Source organism: Psychrobacter sp. Marseille-P5312 (assembly GCF_900291405.1).
Lineage (GTDB): Bacteria > Pseudomonadota > Gammaproteobacteria > Pseudomonadales > Moraxellaceae > Psychrobacter > Psychrobacter celer.
The window spans coordinates 2,230,212-2,247,342 of sequence record NZ_OLML01000001.1 but is presented as its reverse complement, the minus strand read 5'-3'; the positions used below and the strand labels follow the sequence as shown (position 1 = coordinate 2,247,342).

The window sequence follows — 17,131 nt, the reverse complement described above, 5'->3', positions numbered from 1 at the left end:
ACTCCGACGAAAAATAATAAAATCAGGCACAAATGAGGATGTCGGAGTACAGGCTCATGCGCTTTACCAGAGTTGTTTTATATCGTGCTGGAAGTTGCAAGGGTTGCACACCATCATTCAACTGACATCATCATCGTCAGTAGCGATTGGCAATACAAAACTGTTAAACCCACGATAAATCGTTTTATGATGATAGCACATCAGATAAGCGTAAATAAATACGGAACCGTGTGTCTGTTTGTGAATAATTATTTTACCCTTAAATATCTGCTTTTTTTAGATGAAGTCCATCCTTTAACCTTCACCCCCACTCTTTAGTCCTCTCCATAGTAGGTTGCGTCATCCATCCAAACGATGGGATCTTCGCACAGGTGAACCAAGTGATACCAGATATCACTACTGCGGGCGATACGGTGATGACCGCCGTCGAAGTAATCGACTGCCCAGCTCTCAGGCAGGTTGACCAAGGTTCGTCTGGCCACCGCCACATCCAAGCTTTCATCGTCGACCTCTACCATGACCCGCATCATCTCGGTGTTTGATGTCGGAAAAGACAGCTTCCTATCAGAGATGTTTGGAATACGATCGGCCAACACCTCACTCGGATAGATACAAGGCGCAATCAATAACGCTCGCAAGTTGTATTGATGAGCGAAATGATTGGCAAACCAGCCACCCAGTGAATGCCCTGCCAGCACCACGCGCGGATACTGTGTTATTTTTTCACAAATCAAGGCATCATAAATCTCAAATACTTCTGCAAAGTTGTCTCGGTAATTGACCGTTTGGCAATACTTTGGCTCACGGGTGATACAGGTATATTTGCTGGTCTCATTGCTTGAGTCGAGACCATGAAAAAACAACAAAAACGTGTCATTGTTTTCGATAGGAAACATCATAGCGTTCTCCTTTTTTAATAATTATTTAATTTTTTCAACAGCTTGGCTTATAGATTTAAATTAGATTAAACTGCTTTTTGGCTAGCGACTTGCGCTTGGTATAAAGCCAAAATCTCCTCACAAGCCTGTATTGAGATATTTTTTGCAAAACCCTCATTAAACCAAAAATCATAAACAGCTTGGATAATACCTTTTATCGCTTGCGCATCCTTCGGCTTTTGCTTTTTTAGCTTAAGAGCAATGTCTTGCGCCTGTATATCCGACTCGCTATAAGGCGCACTCCAGCCCACGCAGTAACGATACAGCACATCGTTAATCGCTAAGACAAATATGGCATTGGCCACCCCAAAGGCGTCAATCAGCCGCTCAAACAGCGCACAGCGTTCCTCATAAACACTGGCCTCTATCGGCATTTCGGACTTTTCAAACAGACAATCAGCACTGACTATGTGCGAGGGCTTACTAAAATCCTCCCACAGTAGTGGATAAGACCCACCAATACCGCCTTTCTCCACCACGTTAAAGCGCCAAATGGCGTAATGCGTCTTAGCCCCCTTAAAGGGCAGGTGTATCAGCCACTGCATCAGCGCATCACTGTCATAAATGATATGACTGCTACCGATACGCACGCCTTGCATGGGCAGTACATCGGTGTACACACGCGCCATGTCATCACTATAAAGCTTTACTTTATTTAGATTTTCCTCACTGATATCACCGAGCTTGGCCCCTGCCTCTATTATGTTTCGATAGGGCATAAATGGCGCGACAAAGCTCAGCGTCTCATCGCTATTATTCACAAAGTAAATGTCATCTACATAATTGTCTACCGACACACTTTCGAGATAAAACAAGGGTTTTTTTCGTACTCGCCCTTGCTCATCACTGGCCAATGCCGTTAACCCAGACAGTTTTGAGCGACCTACCCACTGCATATTGTCTACGCGTTTTTGCTCAAATTCATACGTTAACTTTGTCATTGTCATATCCTTATTATTTTAGTTTTGCGTTGCTTGTTACATAGTTTGTCGAATTGCTGGTTTTATTGTTTGACAGCACTTGGCGATATCCTTGTTTTCGGCAAGCCGAGTCTGTTCGCCATTTTATTAAATGACGTCGCTTATCTATCAGTTAGTATTTATAAAGGGAAGTAGATTAATTGCTTTGGTAAAGCAGTTGTTTTATGAAGCGGGTTTTTTGACGCAGTTCGCTATTATCGTCGTATCGTCAACATGTTTGTCAGACTCACGAGCGTTTTTTTAGTTTTATGTGTGTTAATAACTAAGTTTTTTTGGATTTGTATAAGCAAAGGAAGATAAGATAAAACGAAAATAGCATCATTAAAGACAACTCAGTTAAAAGGTGAGGCATTGCGCCCCGAGGGTTCACTGTTTGTCCAGTTGTTGTTTACAGTCAGTTCTAAATAAAATCGATACGCTCATATGAACGGGCAACTGGTATAATTTTTCCTTGCTTGCTGTGTCTACGCTGACAGATGCTGCGCAAAATTCATACCAGCTGCATTGTATCGTTTTTAAAGTGAACCAACCATATCCGGTTATGGTTTTTAGAATTATTGCTGCCTGACTCAATAACTATAACTATAATATAAAGATTGATAAAAATACAGTGTATTTTTATCATCTGCGACAACGGCTGTCGCGTATTCACATTTACGGTGAGTCATGAGTCACACTCATAAGACAAGACCTACTCAGCGGCATCTATCAGAGTATTTAGCGTGTCTACCATGTCGTCATCGAGCAGATGATCTTCTATATAGTTGAGCACCTGATGGATGGTGTTTAGATCCATCGCTCTGATGCCTAAGCTGGCCAGCGCCTCGTTAATAGATGCTAAAGAAGTTGCTGTATCGCCTAAATCGCCTTCAGACTCACCATGGACCAGCCAGTATATTTTTTCTAGCACGGTGTTTTTTTCGGTCAAGGTAGAATAACCGTCGCCTTGGATAAATAGATTAAAGTGGTACGGTATTTCGATATCATTGATAAAAAACGTACGCATACAGTCTATGGTATAGGCTTGATTGTCTGAGCTATCATTTGAGTTTGAGCCTTCATTACTGCCTTCGACTTGCTCGTACTCCAGCTGCTCTGTTACCAAGCTGCCTAATATCTGATAACCGCCTGCTTTTACTTTGTGATTATAGATAATCGCTGCATCCGCTATGGCATCAAAGATGACCGCAGCGATGTCCAACGTATTATCATCGATATCATAAAATTGCTTTAGTGCGGGCAAAAACTCGCTTAGCTGGTCTTCAGGCACGTGCGTGAGAAACTGCTGCTCGTATATTTTTATCATGTCTTCAGGAGCATAGGTGTTTACGTTGTCGGTCTCGTTTCTGCCAGTGGGTTGTAACGGCAAAAAGTGATAAGGGTTTTCTTTGGTCATGCAGGACGGCCTTGTTGTATGAGTTGATGGTTTTATAGCGGCTATTATCTCTTATTTAGAGGTTTTTAGATATACGGTCTAGATGAGCGCGACCGATGCGATATCAACCGTTCGATATCAAATTAACAATCCTTAGCAAAAAAGCCCTTTAACTAATGCCGCGGGCTTGGTATCTTGCCTCGCCATTCTTATATTGCCAAAGGTGTTTACCACCCAGCATTTTTACCCCATTATTGGCTAATATTCTTATCGTATTAGAGCGTGTCCTTATTGTTCTTACTTAATTATTGTTGCTCATTGAGTGAGGACGCGCCCTAGCATTTTCTTGTATTGGATCTTATGAAACACAACATTGAGGCGAGCTTAGATGCTCGCCGGACTCAGTATTTTCAAGTGTTTTTGATGGGCATCAGTGCCTTTATCATGAATACCACAGAATTCGTCCCCGTCGCCCTACTCAGTGACATTGCCCAAGATTTTTCTATCACCACTGCCGAGACTGGCTGGATGCTGACGCTGTATGCGTGGATCGTTGCGGTCATGTCATTGCCGCTGATGCTACTGACCAGTCGCTTTGAGCGCAAAAGCTTACTGCTAGGGTTATTTGCAGTATTTATTGCCAGTCATGTACTGTCCGTATTTGCTTGGAGCTTTGATGTGCTGCTGATCAGCCGCGTAGGTATCGCGCTATCACATGCGATATTTTGGTCCATCACCGCGGCGATTGCCATACGAGTAGCACCAGAAGGCAAAAAAGCACTAGCACTAAGCGTGCTTGCAACGGGTACCTCATTGGCGATGGTGCTAGGGGTGCCGTTGGGGCGTTTGGTTGGTCAATGGTTTGGCTGGCGCGCAACGTTTGGCGGGATTGGGATGATTGCTTTTGTGGTGTTTGTGCTACAAGCCAAGCTATTACCGACCCTGCCCAGTATGTTTCAAGGCTCTTTTAGAAAAATACCAGAACTACTAAAAAACCCACTATTGGTCTGCCTGTACTTGCTTATCCTACTGGTCTTTACCGCTCACTATAGCGCCTACTCTTATATTGAGCCGTTTATGCGGCAGGTCGGCTCAGTGGGCGAAAACTCAGCGACGGTCATTTTATTGTTATTCGGTGTCGCAGGTATTGCCGGCAGTGTCATATTTAGCCGTTGGGGTGATCGATTTAACACGCGGATTATGCTGGTCTCGACCATACTGATGCTTTTATCTATGCTAGTACTGCTGTATGTGGTGACCTCGATCTGGGCGCTCAGCCTAATTGCCTTGTTATGGGGCGCGGCGCTGATGCTACTGATCATTTCCATGCAGGCCAAAGTCATCATGGTCGATGTCAATGCCCAAGACATGCTGATGTCGATGTTTTCGGGTATTATCAACTTAGGAATCGGTACGGGTGCGCTCTTTGGTGGATACGCGGTGACGCATCTGTCGCTATCAAGCGTGGGCTATGTCGGGGCGGCCATTGCTAGTGCGGCGCTGCTACTGCTGCTATTTATGATCAAACGCTTTCCTGAACTGAGTAAAAGACTCGGCTAGTTAAAGCCAGATGATTCGAACCCAAATACAATGCCAGCCTACTAAACGGTCTGGCGTTTTTTACGCCAATCATCACCATAGCTTAGTAATTTTCATAAACAGCAGCAATTCTCATAAGCAGCAATTTTCATAAACTTTTATAACCTCTATTGAACGAGTGTTCAGGCAAAGCTATACTCTTTGCTACCGGACTTTTTTTTACTGCATTACCCACACAAGGATAAGTGTAAAATGGGCAATATTTTACGCCAGACGGCGGTATTATTTGGTTTGTGTATCATGCGTATGGGACACATAAACGCCAGTTTCTTCGATCTTTCGGAGAAACAACATGCGTGAGGACAGCTTGCCATCAGAGCCGCGCAATCGCACGCCGCCGCTTGGCTTAGGCAGGTTACATTATGCTTGGGTTGTCGCCGCTATAGGCTCTATAGCGATGTTTTGCGGGCTGGGTTTGGGGCGATTTGCCTTTGGTATGCTGCTGCCGTCGATGTCGGCGTCTTTGGCATTGAGCTACACCCAAAGCGGTATATTAGGTTTTGCCAACCTGATCGGTTATCTTGTCGCTGTGCTTTTAAGTCCGCTTATTCTACCTAGGTTTGGCACTCGCTTAACCAGTACGGCCAGTCTTTTTGTCATCGCAGCCTCTATGCTTGGTATGGCTTTTACCATCAGTTTTCCTATGCTTTGCGCTTTTTATGTGCTCACTGGCATTGGCAGCGGCGGCGTGGTCTTACCGATGATGAGCGTCATGTCACACTGGTTTTTTCCGTCGCATCGCGGGCTGGCATTGGGGCTGGTGATGGCAGGCCCTGGGTTTGGTATTATCCTATCGGGCTTTGTCGTCCCAAAACTATTGCCCTTTTTTAGCTTACTGTCTTGGCAGACGGGTTGGCTGATTTTTGCGCTAATCGATATTGTGGTGGCATGCCTTACTTTTGCGTTGATTCGCAATCATCCAGACGATGTCACGTGCAGCCCTTTCGGGCGTGTACCCACTTCGCCCATGAAAAACAAAAAAAAGCTGGAACGCAGTAACCTCAAGCTACTCGCGCATTTGGGCGTTATCTTTGCTATCTATGGCGCGACTTATATGGTTTATGTGACCTTTATCGTGACCAGTATGGTGGGCTCTTATCAGCTCAGTGAGGCAGCTGCAGGCGGTATTTGGGCATGGATTGGTCTACTGAGCGTCTTTTCTGGCATGCTTTTTGGCTGGATCTCTGATCACATCGGCCGTCGCCTCGGGCTCGCGCTGGCATTTTTCTTTCTTGCCATCGCTTATCTGTTAGTCGGTTTGACGGATTGGCATTTGGGGTTATATTTGTCGATTATCTTGTTTGGTTTCGTGGTCTGGAGCGTACCTGTCATTATGGCCGCCTGCGCTGGTGATTATTTTGGTGCCGCGGCAGCAGCCAGTGCGCTTGCGGCGCTGACATTTGCTTTTTCCGGTGGTCAAGCGCTTGGACCCGTGGCAGCAGGTTATCTTGCAGAGCTGACGGGCGACTTTCGCATCAGTTATATGGTCTCTGGTATTGCCGCCTTTGTCGCCATTGGACTGGCTTTATTATTACAGCCGCAAAAACCGCTTTAATTTGTGCCAAATTTTGGCCGCTTTATAAAGCAAATGACTTTATAATAATGGCGTTTTTTTAGACAAGAATGACCAATAATATAGAGTCAATTCGGTATAAAAACGATACAGTGATACGCTGATGTACTTAGGGCGTGTTGAACATTCGACCATGGCACTGACAGCGACTATTTTTTAGGCGATTCGATGTTAAAAATAATAAGTTTAGTCATTCTAAGCGCTTATTTTTAACGATGAAGCGGCAAAAAAGAGTCCTGTCCCTGCGGGCTGATGCTAAAATTGCCCCATACTGCGTTACAAATCTCGCTAAGGCATCTGCATTATCGTCGCTTTGTGCCTTGTCTGGAACAATTTTAGCGATCAGCAGTGCCTATTTGCGAATGTTCAACACGCCCTAATCAGACAGAGATTTTTAAGGGGAGCCGCATGAGTGCACAAGCCAAGTTCAATCGTGATGAGGTGATCGAAAAAGCCAAAAACCTCTACTGGGAAAAAGGCTATCACGCCACCTCGATGCGAAACCTACAAGATGTCGTCGATATGCGCCCTGGCAGCATCTATGCCGCGTTTGGCAACAAAGACAGCTTGTTTACAGAAGCCTTAAACCGCTATGCTGAGCAAGGCGCGGCCAATCTTGCCAACTGTATTGCCCAAGAAAAAACCGTGCTCGCAGGCCTACAGCGTTTTATTCGAAGCGTCACCATCTGCAGCAAAGGCGGCGCGCCCAGCGGTATCTGCATGGTGGTCAAAACCATCGGCGAGCTGACACAAAACGATAGTCCAGAATTGCTCACCCACGCGACTAGTATCTTAAAGCAGGTAGAGGCCTCTTTTGTCAACACCTTTGAGCTAGCGATCGACCATGGCGAGATCAGCTGTGATCAAGACCCTGCCGAACTGGCACGCTATTTCCAAATCCAGCTCATCGGCTTGCGTACCTATGCACAGGTCAACCCTGATACAGAAGCCATTGAGCGGTATATTGATACTATGTTTAGGCATTTTTTATGACATGTTTTTGACAGATTTTTGACATGGCGTTGAACATAACTTTTAACATCACTTAAACGCAAGGCCCATGTGATATCAGCATTTTATTTAATGGCTATTTTTAATAACTGCTGACAGCGCTCAATCACCGGCGCATCAACCATCTCGCCCGCGACCTTAAATACCGCCTGTCCATGGCGCTCGTACTCTGTCACCACTCGCCGAGCGAACTCCATCTCGGCAGTGGTCGGCATCAGCGCGTGTTGTACCACGGCCACTTGTTTGGGATGGATACAGAGCATCCCTGCCATCCCCATCTGCGACCATAACTGCACACGCGCGGCCAATCCTTTGGCATCCTGAAAATCAGGATACACGGTATCGATGGGCGGCGCTAACTGATGGATTTTAGAGCTAAGGATAAGCTGATAGCGAATCTGATTGGCGATAATATCTGCCGCCGGCGTTCCTACCTGTACGTTCAAATCATTACACAAATCCAAAAATCCATAGCTAAAAGCACGCAGCCCCGACGCTTTTGCCATCGTATCGACTTGATACAGACCACGCGCATTTTCTATCAGTGCAATGACAGATAGGCGAGTTAAATGATGGACGTATTCAATATCTGTGGCCTGTGCCGCCTTGGGCAGTATGACGCCAGCGAGATTGGGCATCTGCTCACAGGCTTTTATGTCTTTGGCAAACTCATCACTGCCTGCTTGACTGATACGCACCCACACGGGCCGATAGTCGGCATGAGCATAATATTCTTGTAACGCCTTGCGCGCTGACGCTTTATCCTCTAGAGCCACGGTATCTTCTAAGTCGATAATGACAGCATCTGCGCCACTGGCAAAGGCTTTGGCCACTCTGTCCATGCGCGTTGCCGGTACAAATAGCCATGTTTTGGCATAGTGGGTGTTTCCGGTATGTGCAGTATCGTCTGTACGTGATGTCATTCCAACCCTCATTAATGTATATTGATACGTATTTTGTCATTATTCCTTCATTCTAACATTGAGTTCAGTGGCAATGTAGTTTATGCTTTTGAGACCTTATTTTATCTTATTTGTAGAGAATCAAAATGTTTGAACGCGTCGACTATTATGCGGGTGACCCTATCTTAGGTCTAGTAGATAAATTTGTTGCTGATAGCAACCCAAACAAAGTCAATTTGGGCATCGGCATCTATTATGATGAAGACAGCAAATTGCCAGTACTTGAGTGTGTAAAAACCGCCGAGCAACGAATCGCTGACCCCATCTCGCCCAGACCTTATCTGCCGATGGCAGGATTGCCAGGGCATCGCCTCGCCTGTCAAAATCTACTGTTTGGTCAGGACGCCGCGGTGCTACAAGAAAAACGCGTCGCTACCATTGCCACATTGGGCGGCTCTGGCGCGCTAAAGGTCGGCGCTGAATTTATCCATGAATGGTTTCCTGCCTCCAAGTGCTATGTGAGCGATCCGACGTGGAGCAACCATATTGCCATCTTTGAAGGCTCGGATGTCGAGGTGGGCACCTATCCTTACTACGATACTGCCACCAGCAGCATTAAGTTTGATGAGATGCTAGCTTTCATTGTAAAGTTAAATAAGCACGATGTGGTGCTACTACATCCTTGCTGCCACAACCCAACTGGTATGGACTTGACCCATGCCCAGTGGGATGAGCTATTGGACATCATGAAACAGCATGAGCTAATTGCATTTATGGACATCGCTTATCAAGGCTTTGGGCAAGATATGGACCACGATGCTTATGCTATTCGCAAAGCTGTGGCGCTGGGTTTACCTGTGTTTGTGAGCAACTCATTTTCCAAAAACTTGTCGCTATATGGTGAGCGCGTGGGCGGCTTATCTGTGGTATGCCCTACAGCAGAAGAGGCCGAGCGCGTCTTTGGTCAGCTCAATTACGCCGTACGCCGTATCTACACCAGCCCGCCATCACACGGTGGCCGCGTGGTCGATATCGTCATGAACGACGAAGCGTTGCACCAGCAGTGGGTCGGCGAGGTTTACGGCATGCGTGACCGCATCAAAGCCATGCGCCTTAAGCTAAAATCCGTACTAGAAGCCAACGTGCCAGCGCGCAATTTTGACTACATCACCAAGCAAAACGGCATGTTTAGCTTCACAGGATTGACCCCCAAGCAAATCGAGCGCTTACAAACAGAGTTTGGGGTTTATATCGTCTCAAACTCACGTATGTGTATGGCAGGCCTAAACGTCAACAACGTCGACTATGTCGCCAATGCCATGGCAGAAGTGCTAAAAGACTGAACGAGCTGAGCGAAGCGCTAAGCCATTTATAAACCGTATAAAAAATAAAAACCGCCTAGAGACTCACCTCTGGGCGGTTTTTTACTTTGCGTACAAGCTGTGCTGTTATGGCCAATCACTCATTACTATTTAAGACAAAGCTAAGCAAATGACTAATTATTTTCAACTGGCTATCAGTGACTCAGCAAATAATTAGGCAAGCATACCGCCATCGACGACCACGGTCGCACCCGTGGTATAGCTCGACGCGTCAGACACTAAGTACAACACCGTGCCCGCCATCTCGTCCGGATCGGCCACGCGTCCTAGTGGAATGGCATGTAGCGCCATTTTTAAGACTTTATCATTGGTAGTTAGTGCCGAGGCAAACTTGGTATCGGTCAGACCTGGCAGCAGCGCATTGACGCGAATGTTTAATGGGCCGCATTCTTTGGCAAAGGCTTTAGTCATGCTAATCACCGCCGCCTTGGTGATTGAGTAGATACCTTGCTTATCACCGGCGACCAAGCCATTGACCGAAGCGGTGTTTAAAATCACCCCGCCGCCCTGCTCGCGCATCATCTTACCCGCCGCCGTCGACATAAAGAAATAACCACGAATGTTAACTTCTACCGTCTTATCAAAAGCGGCTAAATCGGTATCTAAAATATGACCATAATAAGGGTTTGCCGCGGCATTATTCACTAAGATATCAATACGGCCAAATTCACTCTTGATATGCTCAAAAATTGCCTCAATCTGCGCCATATCACCAACGTGACAAGCAAAAGCGCTGGCATTATGACCGTCAGCTTTAATGCTATCAGCGACCGCTTGGCACGCATCAATCTTACGGCTAGAGACAATCACATGCGCGCCTCTAGATGCCAATAGACGAGCGATAGATTCGCCAATACCGCGGCTCGCACCCGTAACCAAAGCAATCTTACCTGTTAAATCAAATAAATCTTTCATCATTACTCCTTATATTTTGAAATAGCTATTCAGTTTTTTATCAGAAATACTTAATAAGTTATGATCAAAAAACTGCAAACTCATTACAAGGCAGCCGAGCATAGATAGTACGCATAATACATCGAGCGAGGCTAACGCCGTCATGGTTTGGCAGTTATTTGATTATCAAGCCAACATACCACCATCAAGGGTAAAGGCATGACCATTCATAAAGCTGCTTTCATCACTCGCCAGCCAAGCAATCGCACCAGATACCTCGTCAACTTCGCCTAAACGGCGCATTGGGCTGGCTTTGATGGTCGCTTGCTGGGCGCGCTCGTCCATTTTTGCCATGGTGTTTTGCACCATAGGGGTGTCAATAAAGCTTGGACAAACGGCGTTAAAACGAATATTGACGCGGGCGTATTCATGAGCAGCGGATTTAGTCAGTCCCATGACTCCATGTTTTGCGGCGCTATACGCTGACAATAATGGCGCAGAGCGCAAACCAGCAATGGAGGCGACATTAATTACATGACCGCCGCCATTGGTCGCCATACAAGCAACAGCAGCGCGCATACAATGCCAGACGCCTTTTAAATTTACGGCAATATTACGATCAAAGTCCTCGTCACTTAGCTCATGCATCGGCGCCGGTTTATGGTCAATACCGGCATTATTTATCACCACATCAAGGCCGCCCAATGTTTCCATGGCAAAGGCAAAGAGAGCGCGCACTTCATCGCCACTGGTCACATCGACTTTTTTAAAGACGATGCTATTGCCCGCGTCTTGCCCTTGCTGAGCAACGCCTGCGCCCATCTCTTCTGCCAAATCGCCAATGACGACTTTCGCACCGCGACTGGCGAGCAGTAGCGCACTGGCAGCGCCAATGCCAGACGCGCCGCCGGTGATTAAAATTCGTTTACCAGTGACGTCTGATGCAATTCCATTTGTATTCAATGTCATAATTTATCCCTCTACCTTAAGTACCAGTTTGCCGAAATTTTCACCTTTAAAGAGCATCATCAGGGTATCTGGGAACGTCTCGATGCCTTCAACGATATGGTCTTTTACTTTAATGTCGCCTGACCCAATCCAGCCAGCAATATCTTTCATCGCCGTCGGATACTCTTTGATATTATCAAAGACGACGATGCCTTCCATACGTGCACGATTGACCAATAATGACAGATAGTTCGATGGTCCTTTGACCTCTGTGGTGTTGTTATATTGGCTAATCGCACCGCAAATTACGATACGGGCATGCAGATTAATTTGCGTCAGCACATCATTTAAAATATCGCCACCGACGTTGTCAAAAAAGACATCGACGCCGTTTGGACAGGCCTGCTTTAAGCCTTTTTTCACATTTTCGTTTTTATAATCTATAGCAGCATCAAAACCCAGCTCATCGACTAAGAACTTACATTTTCCACTACCACCAGCGATACCAACAACGCGGCAGCCTTTGAGTTTGGCAATTTGCCCAACTAAGCTACCAACCGCGCCCGCAGCGCCAGAAATAACCACAGTCTCGCCAGCTTTTGGTGCGCCGGTTTTTAATAAGCCAAAATAGCCCGTCATACCCGGCATACCGAGCACGCCCAAGTAATAAGACAATGGCGCAAGGCTTGGATCGACTTTATGTAGACCTGTACCATCGCTGACTGCATACGACTGCACGCCGTTATGACCTACGACATAATCGCCAACGGCAAACTTCTCATGCTTACTTTCAATGACTTTACCCACCGTTCCTGCACGCATTACCTCGCCAATCTGTACGGGCGGTATATAAGATTTTGCATCGTTTAGCCAACCACGCATTGCAGGATCCATCGAAATATATTCAATTTTTATCAGCAGCTCACCATCTGAGATAGTCGGCAGTTCTGTCTCGGTATATTCCCACGTATCAGCGTCTGGTGCGCCCACAGGTCTTGCTTTTAAGCGCCATTGTTTATTAATCTGTTTGTTATCAGCTGTCATTATTTATTCCTTTAACGTTGTATTTATTATTCATACCAAACACGATGCAAAATTGATTAAAACCATTCTACTTGCATATCGGTACAGACCGCATTGTCATTATTTAGCAGCTCAATATCGCGATTGATTAACGGCAATTCCCAGTCGATAAAGTATTTTGCCGCTTGGATTTTGCCATGATAGAAGTTTTGCTTATCAACGTCGGCCGTATCATTTAATAGTTGTTCCGCTTTACTCGCTTGGCGAATCCAAATCCAACTGACCACGATAGAGGCAAAGATATTCATCAAGGCCTGCGCATTACCCGTCAGCGTCATGGCTTTTTCCGTTTGTAGAATTTTGCTTAAATGCACCAATACTTCATGCAAATGACCCATATAAGGCATCAATTTACCGGCAAGTTTGGCAGTCTCGGGTGTACTGATACTTTCTAAGTCTTGAGTAATTTCACGTTTTAAAATTTGAATACCAAGACCTTTGTTTTGCCATAACTTACGGAATGACAAATCTAGTGCCTGTACGCCATTTGTGCCTTCATGAATGGGATTAAGACGGTTATCACGCCAAAACTGCTCGGCTTGATACTCACGTGTATAGCCTGCGCCGCCCAATACTTGGATGCCTAGATCATTGGCTTTTGGACCATATTCAGACGGCCATGCTTTGAGAACTGGCGTGAGCAAATCTAGCAATTCTGAGAGCTCATTTTTTAGCGTAGCGTCTTCACACGTATTGATACGGTCGATTAGGTTTGAGCCATATAAGCACAAGGATATCCCACCTTCGGAATAGGCTTTTTGCGCCAGCAGCATGCGCTTAACGTCACCATGCTGAATGATTGCCGTCGCCGCATCTTCAGGCTTATTATTAGGCGCAATTCTGCCCTGCGTTCTGTCTTTGGCATAATCGAGCGAATATTGATAACCGCGATAGCCAATCATCGCCGCACCAAAGCCAACTGCGATACGCGCTTCGTTCATCATTTTGAACATATAGCGCAGGCCAAAATGCTCTTCACCGATAAGATAGCCGTGACAATCGCCTGCATCGCCAAAACTCAGTGCCGTAGAAGTTGCGCCGCGATAGCCAAGTTTATGAATAAGTCCAGTTAAATGGACGTCATTACGCTCGCCGACTGATAAGTCATCATTGAGTCGATACTTGGGTACCGCAAATAAAGAGATGCCTTTGACGCCAGCAGGGCCGCCCGGTACTTTGGCTAATACCAAATGCACAATATTGTCAGACAATTCATGATCGCCTGCTGAGATATAAATCTTGCTGCCTTTGATACGGTATGATCCGTCTTCTTGTTTCACGGCAGTGGTTTTGATATCGGCAAGCGACGAGCCTGCATGTGGTTCTGTTAATGCCATGGTGCCAGTGAATTCACCGGTTAGCATACGCGGCATAAAGGCATTTTTAATCTCATCACTGGCGAAATGAGAAATGACATTAATCGCCGCCGTGGTTAAAAACGGATAAGCGGTGGTCGATGGGTTGGCTGCCATAAAATAGCCTGCTACCGCCGTCATCACGGTTTCAGGTAATTGCATGCCGCCATCGTCAAAGCTATAACGACCCGCGATAAAGCCCGACTCGCGAAAGGCATCAAAAGCAACCTTTACGTCGTCTATCATGCTGACTTTTTTGCCGTCAAACTGCGGCTCGTTTTTATCCGCCACGTGGTTGTGCGGTAAGAATAGCTGAGTGGCGATTTTATTGGCGGTGCCCAGTACCGCATCAAAAGTTTCACGGCTATGTTCTACAAACTTTGCATGCTCGGTTAAATGCTCAACTCCCAATACATCGTAGAGTTGGAACGGTAATTCAAAGTCGTTGATCAGTGTATCTGCTGCCATAGTCATTTTCCTATTATGATAATGATAAATAAGCGGTGATGAATAAGTGATGCATTGATATTAATCTAATTTATCGCCTTACCGTATTGTCATTTATGACATAATTATGGTCAAATAAGACAAAATTAATATGCTAATTTGGGAAAAACTGCTAATAAACTGACATTTTAAATACGTCTTTTCATAGGAAAATAAGCACTTATGCCCTACTTTAAACCCTTTAAGGTCATTATTATCGGCTTCGATGGCGTGCTTGGCAGCGCTTTGACAGGCGCATTAGATTTATTTTCATTTACTGGTGTCAGCTGGCAGCGCTTTTTGAATGAAGAAGTAGAACCAAGATTTAATGTGCAAATTGCCAGTCTTGGCGGCGTTGATATCAGATGTAGCAACCGCTTAATCATGCAAGCGCATTGCGATATTCAGGAAGTCACAGAGTGCGACTTATTATTAATTCCAACGATTGGCGATTCCATCGATAAAGTGCTGAGTCAGAACGCTGAGCTGATTGAACATATCAAGCGACTGGCAAATACCAAAGCCGATATCGCTAGCAACTGTAGCGGCGCGTTCTTTTTAGCAAAAGCGGGCTTGCTCGATGGCAAAGTCGCGACAACCCATTGGGGCTATGCCGGTAAGTTTAAGGCAGATTTTCCACTGGTTGATTTGCAAGAAAACCAATTTGTCACTCAATCAAAAAGCCAGTCAAAAGAACAATCAGGCAATATATTTTGTGCAGCAGGTGGTAGCGCTTTTTATGACTTAGGGTTGTTATTAATCGAGCGTTATTGCGGGCGCGAGATTTCGACCCAAGTGGCAAAAACCCAGATTATTGATAGTAAACGCGGTAATCAAAACAGCTATACCAATGTGACTTTGCATAAGCCGCACGCTGACCAGCTGGTTCAGCAAGTACAAGAATTTATCGAGGAAAATTTTAGGCAAGCGATACAAGTGAGCCATTTGGCCGCCATGGTCAATATCACCCCGCGCACCTTAAACAGACGTTTTCAAGCCGCCGTCGCCATGCGTCCAATTGAATATATTCAAGCAGTGCGTATTGAGCAGGCAAAGCGCTTACTGGAATTGGGCGATGTGACAATAAAATCGCTAGCGGAGCAAGTCGGCTATGATGATATCTCATCATTTACGCGGCTGTTTAAACGCGCCACCGAGCTGACCCCGAAAGAATATCAAGATAAATTTTCACGACTGGCGATTTAGACTTTTATTTATTATATTTTTAACCACTAAACATTTTGCCATAACCCTTCGACATAAATGGCATCAGCTTTAATCGTTGGGTAATCATTAAATACCAATTGATAGCCACCAACTGTATTTGGACTAATCTGACACATCGCGCCAAGTGGAAAGCTGTGTTTTTGTCCAATATGACCAAAGCGCATGCCACTATAAATCGGTAATCCTGTCAGCTGATGCAATTGACGAATCACGGTGGCGACATCATAACGCTTGTCATAACTGTCCTCACCACTACCCGATAACGCGCCAAACACAATCGCCTGCTGACCTTTAAACACTCCTGCCAAATACAAATCATAGAGCATACGCTCGATACGGTAAGCTTGCTCGCCGACGTCTTCTAAAAATACGATACCGCCGTCAATACGCGGTAAGTACTCACTACCTGCCAGCGCCGATACCACGCTTAGATTGCCACCCCACATAGTGCCGGTTAGCGTTTTTGGCTCAGAATTTGTCAGAATACTGGGTAAATTTACACTGGTTAACGACGCATCTGCTATATTAATCGTCAAATTAGGATTGCTTAATGCTTCTACAAACTCTCGGCAGCTAACCTCATCAGGCTTGGTTTTGCCAAACTCGCTATAGAGCATCGGTGCCGCAAGCGAGCTCATACCGCCTTTTGCCAACAGCGCACACTGGATGGCGGTCACATCGCTAAACCCTGCGAGTATCGTGCCGCGCTCCTTCATAATACGCCCAAGCGTCGGCCAGTCCACCATCGGCAATAGGCGCATAGCACCGTAGCCACCGCGCACCCCAAGCAATAATTGGGGGGCGGCAATGGCACCAGTCGCGATGTTTTGTAAGTCACTGGCGCGCTGCGAGTCCGTACCCGCAAAACGCAAATACTGCCGCTCGGTAATCGCCGGATTATCTACCTGAAAACCCGCGCAGGCCAAGCGCTCTAAAGCCCGCGCATTACGCTGCTGGCTACCTCCGACGTTGGAGCTGGCAAACAGCCGCGTCTCAATACTTGGTGTGATGCAAAGACGCTTTGCCGGCAAGCTCTCAGCCATTGTCTTTTCAGCAGCACGCTCCTCTACAGCCGTTGGTAGATCATCTTTGGTCAGCGGCAGGTGGCTCTCTGGCCGGTTCACCTGTATAGATGAGTGCGCCATGGCGCGCGTGACGAGCAGCCCCGCCCCTGCATAGAGGCTAGCTTGACGCAGGAACTGGCGACGATTGAGGGCAAAGGATATCTTAGTCATAATGCTACCTTTATTGTCATCGATGACGACTGTATTCAGCAATACTTTATTTCGTAATAGTTTATTAGATCTCTTGCATAAGTCATTGCTAGCCTTTGATACTCCGTTAACGAAGGTCAATAAAACGGTACTTTTGCAAGAGG

At 46.1% G+C, this 17,131-nt stretch carries 14 protein-coding genes; 5 read left to right on the top strand and 9 right to left on the bottom strand.

Annotated elements, in window-relative coordinates; translation table 11 throughout:
- Positions 1 to 314: 314 nt before the first annotated feature.
- The 3 genes from C6W44_RS09695 to C6W44_RS09685 form a co-directional block, all read right to left on the bottom strand.
- Positions 315 to 899, bottom strand: coding sequence for an alpha/beta hydrolase (locus C6W44_RS09695; RefSeq protein ID WP_105245211.1), 585 nt, complete (start codon positions 897 to 899; stop codon positions 315 to 317).
- 65 nt (positions 900 to 964) lie between these two features.
- The gene (locus C6W44_RS09690) at positions 965 to 1,879 is read right to left on the bottom strand and encodes a hypothetical protein (protein ID WP_105245209.1); all 915 of its coding nucleotides are present in this window, start codon (positions 1,877 to 1,879) and stop codon (positions 965 to 967) included.
- Between the two features lie 730 nt (positions 1,880 to 2,609).
- A complete protein-coding gene (locus C6W44_RS09685) occupies positions 2,610 to 3,314 on the bottom strand; it encodes a hypothetical protein (protein WP_105245207.1) in 705 nt (234 codons plus the stop codon).
- 339 nt (positions 3,315 to 3,653) lie between these two features.
- On the opposite strand from C6W44_RS09685, the gene C6W44_RS09680 reads away from it, so the two are divergent.
- The 3 genes from C6W44_RS09680 to C6W44_RS09670 all read left to right on the top strand — a co-directional run bounded on the left by C6W44_RS09680 (position 3,654) and on the right by C6W44_RS09670 (position 7,458).
- Positions 3,654 to 4,853 carry a sugar transporter gene (locus tag C6W44_RS09680; RefSeq protein WP_105245205.1) on the top strand — a complete coding sequence of 400 codons (1,200 nt, stop codon included), beginning with the start codon at positions 3,654 to 3,656 and terminating at the stop codon, positions 4,851 to 4,853.
- A gap of 331 nt (positions 4,854 to 5,184) precedes the next feature.
- Positions 5,185 to 6,447 (top strand): YbfB/YjiJ family MFS transporter, encoded by a 1,263-nt coding sequence (locus tag C6W44_RS09675; RefSeq protein WP_105245203.1) that lies wholly within the window; start codon positions 5,185 to 5,187, stop codon positions 6,445 to 6,447.
- 426 nt (positions 6,448 to 6,873) lie between these two features.
- On the top strand, positions 6,874 to 7,458 hold the full coding sequence (locus C6W44_RS09670; protein WP_105245201.1) for a TetR/AcrR family transcriptional regulator: 585 nt from the start codon (positions 6,874 to 6,876) through the stop codon (positions 7,456 to 7,458).
- 83 nt (positions 7,459 to 7,541) lie between these two features.
- Here C6W44_RS09670 and C6W44_RS09665 read toward each other — a convergent pair whose 3' ends face one another.
- Entirely contained in the window at positions 7,542 to 8,399 is an 858-nt protein-coding gene (locus C6W44_RS09665; RefSeq protein ID WP_105245199.1) for an HpcH/HpaI aldolase/citrate lyase family protein, read from the bottom strand.
- A 125-nt stretch (positions 8,400 to 8,524) separates the two neighbouring features.
- On the opposite strand from C6W44_RS09665, the gene C6W44_RS09660 reads away from it, so the two are divergent.
- The gene (locus tag C6W44_RS09660; protein WP_105245197.1) at positions 8,525 to 9,721 is read left to right on the top strand and encodes an aromatic amino acid transaminase; all 1,197 of its coding nucleotides are present in this window, start codon (positions 8,525 to 8,527) and stop codon (positions 9,719 to 9,721) included.
- A gap of 192 nt (positions 9,722 to 9,913) precedes the next feature.
- On the opposite strand, the gene C6W44_RS09655 is transcribed toward C6W44_RS09660, so the two are convergent.
- The 4 genes from C6W44_RS09655 to C6W44_RS09640 form a co-directional block, all read right to left on the bottom strand.
- The gene (locus C6W44_RS09655; RefSeq protein WP_264755618.1) at positions 9,914 to 10,678 is read right to left on the bottom strand and encodes an SDR family oxidoreductase; all 765 of its coding nucleotides are present in this window, start codon (positions 10,676 to 10,678) and stop codon (positions 9,914 to 9,916) included.
- A 162-nt stretch (positions 10,679 to 10,840) separates the two neighbouring features.
- Complete coding sequence (locus C6W44_RS09650; RefSeq protein ID WP_105245193.1) at positions 10,841 to 11,623, bottom strand: SDR family NAD(P)-dependent oxidoreductase; 783 nt, start codon at positions 11,621 to 11,623, stop codon at positions 10,841 to 10,843.
- A gap of 3 nt (positions 11,624 to 11,626) precedes the next feature.
- The gene (locus C6W44_RS09645; RefSeq protein ID WP_105245191.1) at positions 11,627 to 12,646 is read right to left on the bottom strand and encodes an NADP-dependent oxidoreductase; all 1,020 of its coding nucleotides are present in this window, start codon (positions 12,644 to 12,646) and stop codon (positions 11,627 to 11,629) included.
- A 56-nt stretch (positions 12,647 to 12,702) separates the two neighbouring features.
- Entirely contained in the window at positions 12,703 to 14,508 is a 1,806-nt protein-coding gene (locus C6W44_RS09640; protein WP_105245189.1) for an acyl-CoA dehydrogenase, read from the bottom strand.
- Between the two features lie 201 nt (positions 14,509 to 14,709).
- Here C6W44_RS09640 and C6W44_RS09635 point away from each other — a divergent pair, with 201 nt between their 5' ends.
- Complete coding sequence (locus C6W44_RS09635) at positions 14,710 to 15,732, top strand: GlxA family transcriptional regulator (RefSeq protein ID WP_105245187.1); 1,023 nt, start codon at positions 14,710 to 14,712, stop codon at positions 15,730 to 15,732.
- 26 nt (positions 15,733 to 15,758) lie between these two features.
- On the opposite strand, the gene C6W44_RS09630 is transcribed toward C6W44_RS09635, so the two are convergent.
- Positions 15,759 to 16,988 carry an LD-carboxypeptidase gene (locus tag C6W44_RS09630; protein WP_105245185.1) on the bottom strand — a complete coding sequence of 410 codons (1,230 nt, stop codon included), beginning with the start codon at positions 16,986 to 16,988 and terminating at the stop codon, positions 15,759 to 15,761.
- Between the last annotated feature and the right edge of the window lie 143 nt (positions 16,989 to 17,131).

Bases quoted from the DNA above. Each gene is read 5' to 3' on its own strand.
- C6W44_RS09645 (WP_105245191.1), bottom strand. From the start codon at position 12,646: ATGACAGCTGATAACAAACAGATTAATAAACAATGGCGCTTAAAAGCA.
- C6W44_RS09630 (WP_105245185.1), bottom strand. From the start codon at position 16,988: ATGACTAAGATATCCTTTGCCCTCAATCGTCGCCAGTTCCTGCGTCAA.
- C6W44_RS09675 (WP_105245203.1), top strand. From the start codon at position 5,185: ATGCGTGAGGACAGCTTGCCATCAGAGCCGCGCAATCGCACGCCGCCG.
- C6W44_RS09680 (WP_105245205.1), top strand. From the start codon at position 3,654: ATGAAACACAACATTGAGGCGAGCTTAGATGCTCGCCGGACTCAGTAT.
- C6W44_RS09660 (WP_105245197.1), top strand. From the start codon at position 8,525: ATGTTTGAACGCGTCGACTATTATGCGGGTGACCCTATCTTAGGTCTA.
- C6W44_RS09650 (WP_105245193.1), bottom strand. From the start codon at position 11,623: ATGACATTGAATACAAATGGAATTGCATCAGACGTCACTGGTAAACGA.
- C6W44_RS09695 (WP_105245211.1), bottom strand. From the start codon at position 899: ATGATGTTTCCTATCGAAAACAATGACACGTTTTTGTTGTTTTTTCAT.
- C6W44_RS09635 (WP_105245187.1), top strand. From the start codon at position 14,710: ATGCCCTACTTTAAACCCTTTAAGGTCATTATTATCGGCTTCGATGGC.
- C6W44_RS09685 (WP_105245207.1), bottom strand. From the start codon at position 3,314: ATGACCAAAGAAAACCCTTATCACTTTTTGCCGTTACAACCCACTGGC.
- C6W44_RS09670 (WP_105245201.1), top strand. From the start codon at position 6,874: ATGAGTGCACAAGCCAAGTTCAATCGTGATGAGGTGATCGAAAAAGCC.
- C6W44_RS09655 (WP_264755618.1), bottom strand. From the start codon at position 10,678: ATGATGAAAGATTTATTTGATTTAACAGGTAAGATTGCTTTGGTTACG.
- C6W44_RS09690 (WP_105245209.1), bottom strand. From the start codon at position 1,879: ATGACAAAGTTAACGTATGAATTTGAGCAAAAACGCGTAGACAATATG.
- C6W44_RS09640 (WP_105245189.1), bottom strand. From the start codon at position 14,508: ATGGCAGCAGATACACTGATCAACGACTTTGAATTACCGTTCCAACTC.
- C6W44_RS09665 (WP_105245199.1), bottom strand. From the start codon at position 8,399: ATGACATCACGTACAGACGATACTGCACATACCGGAAACACCCACTAT.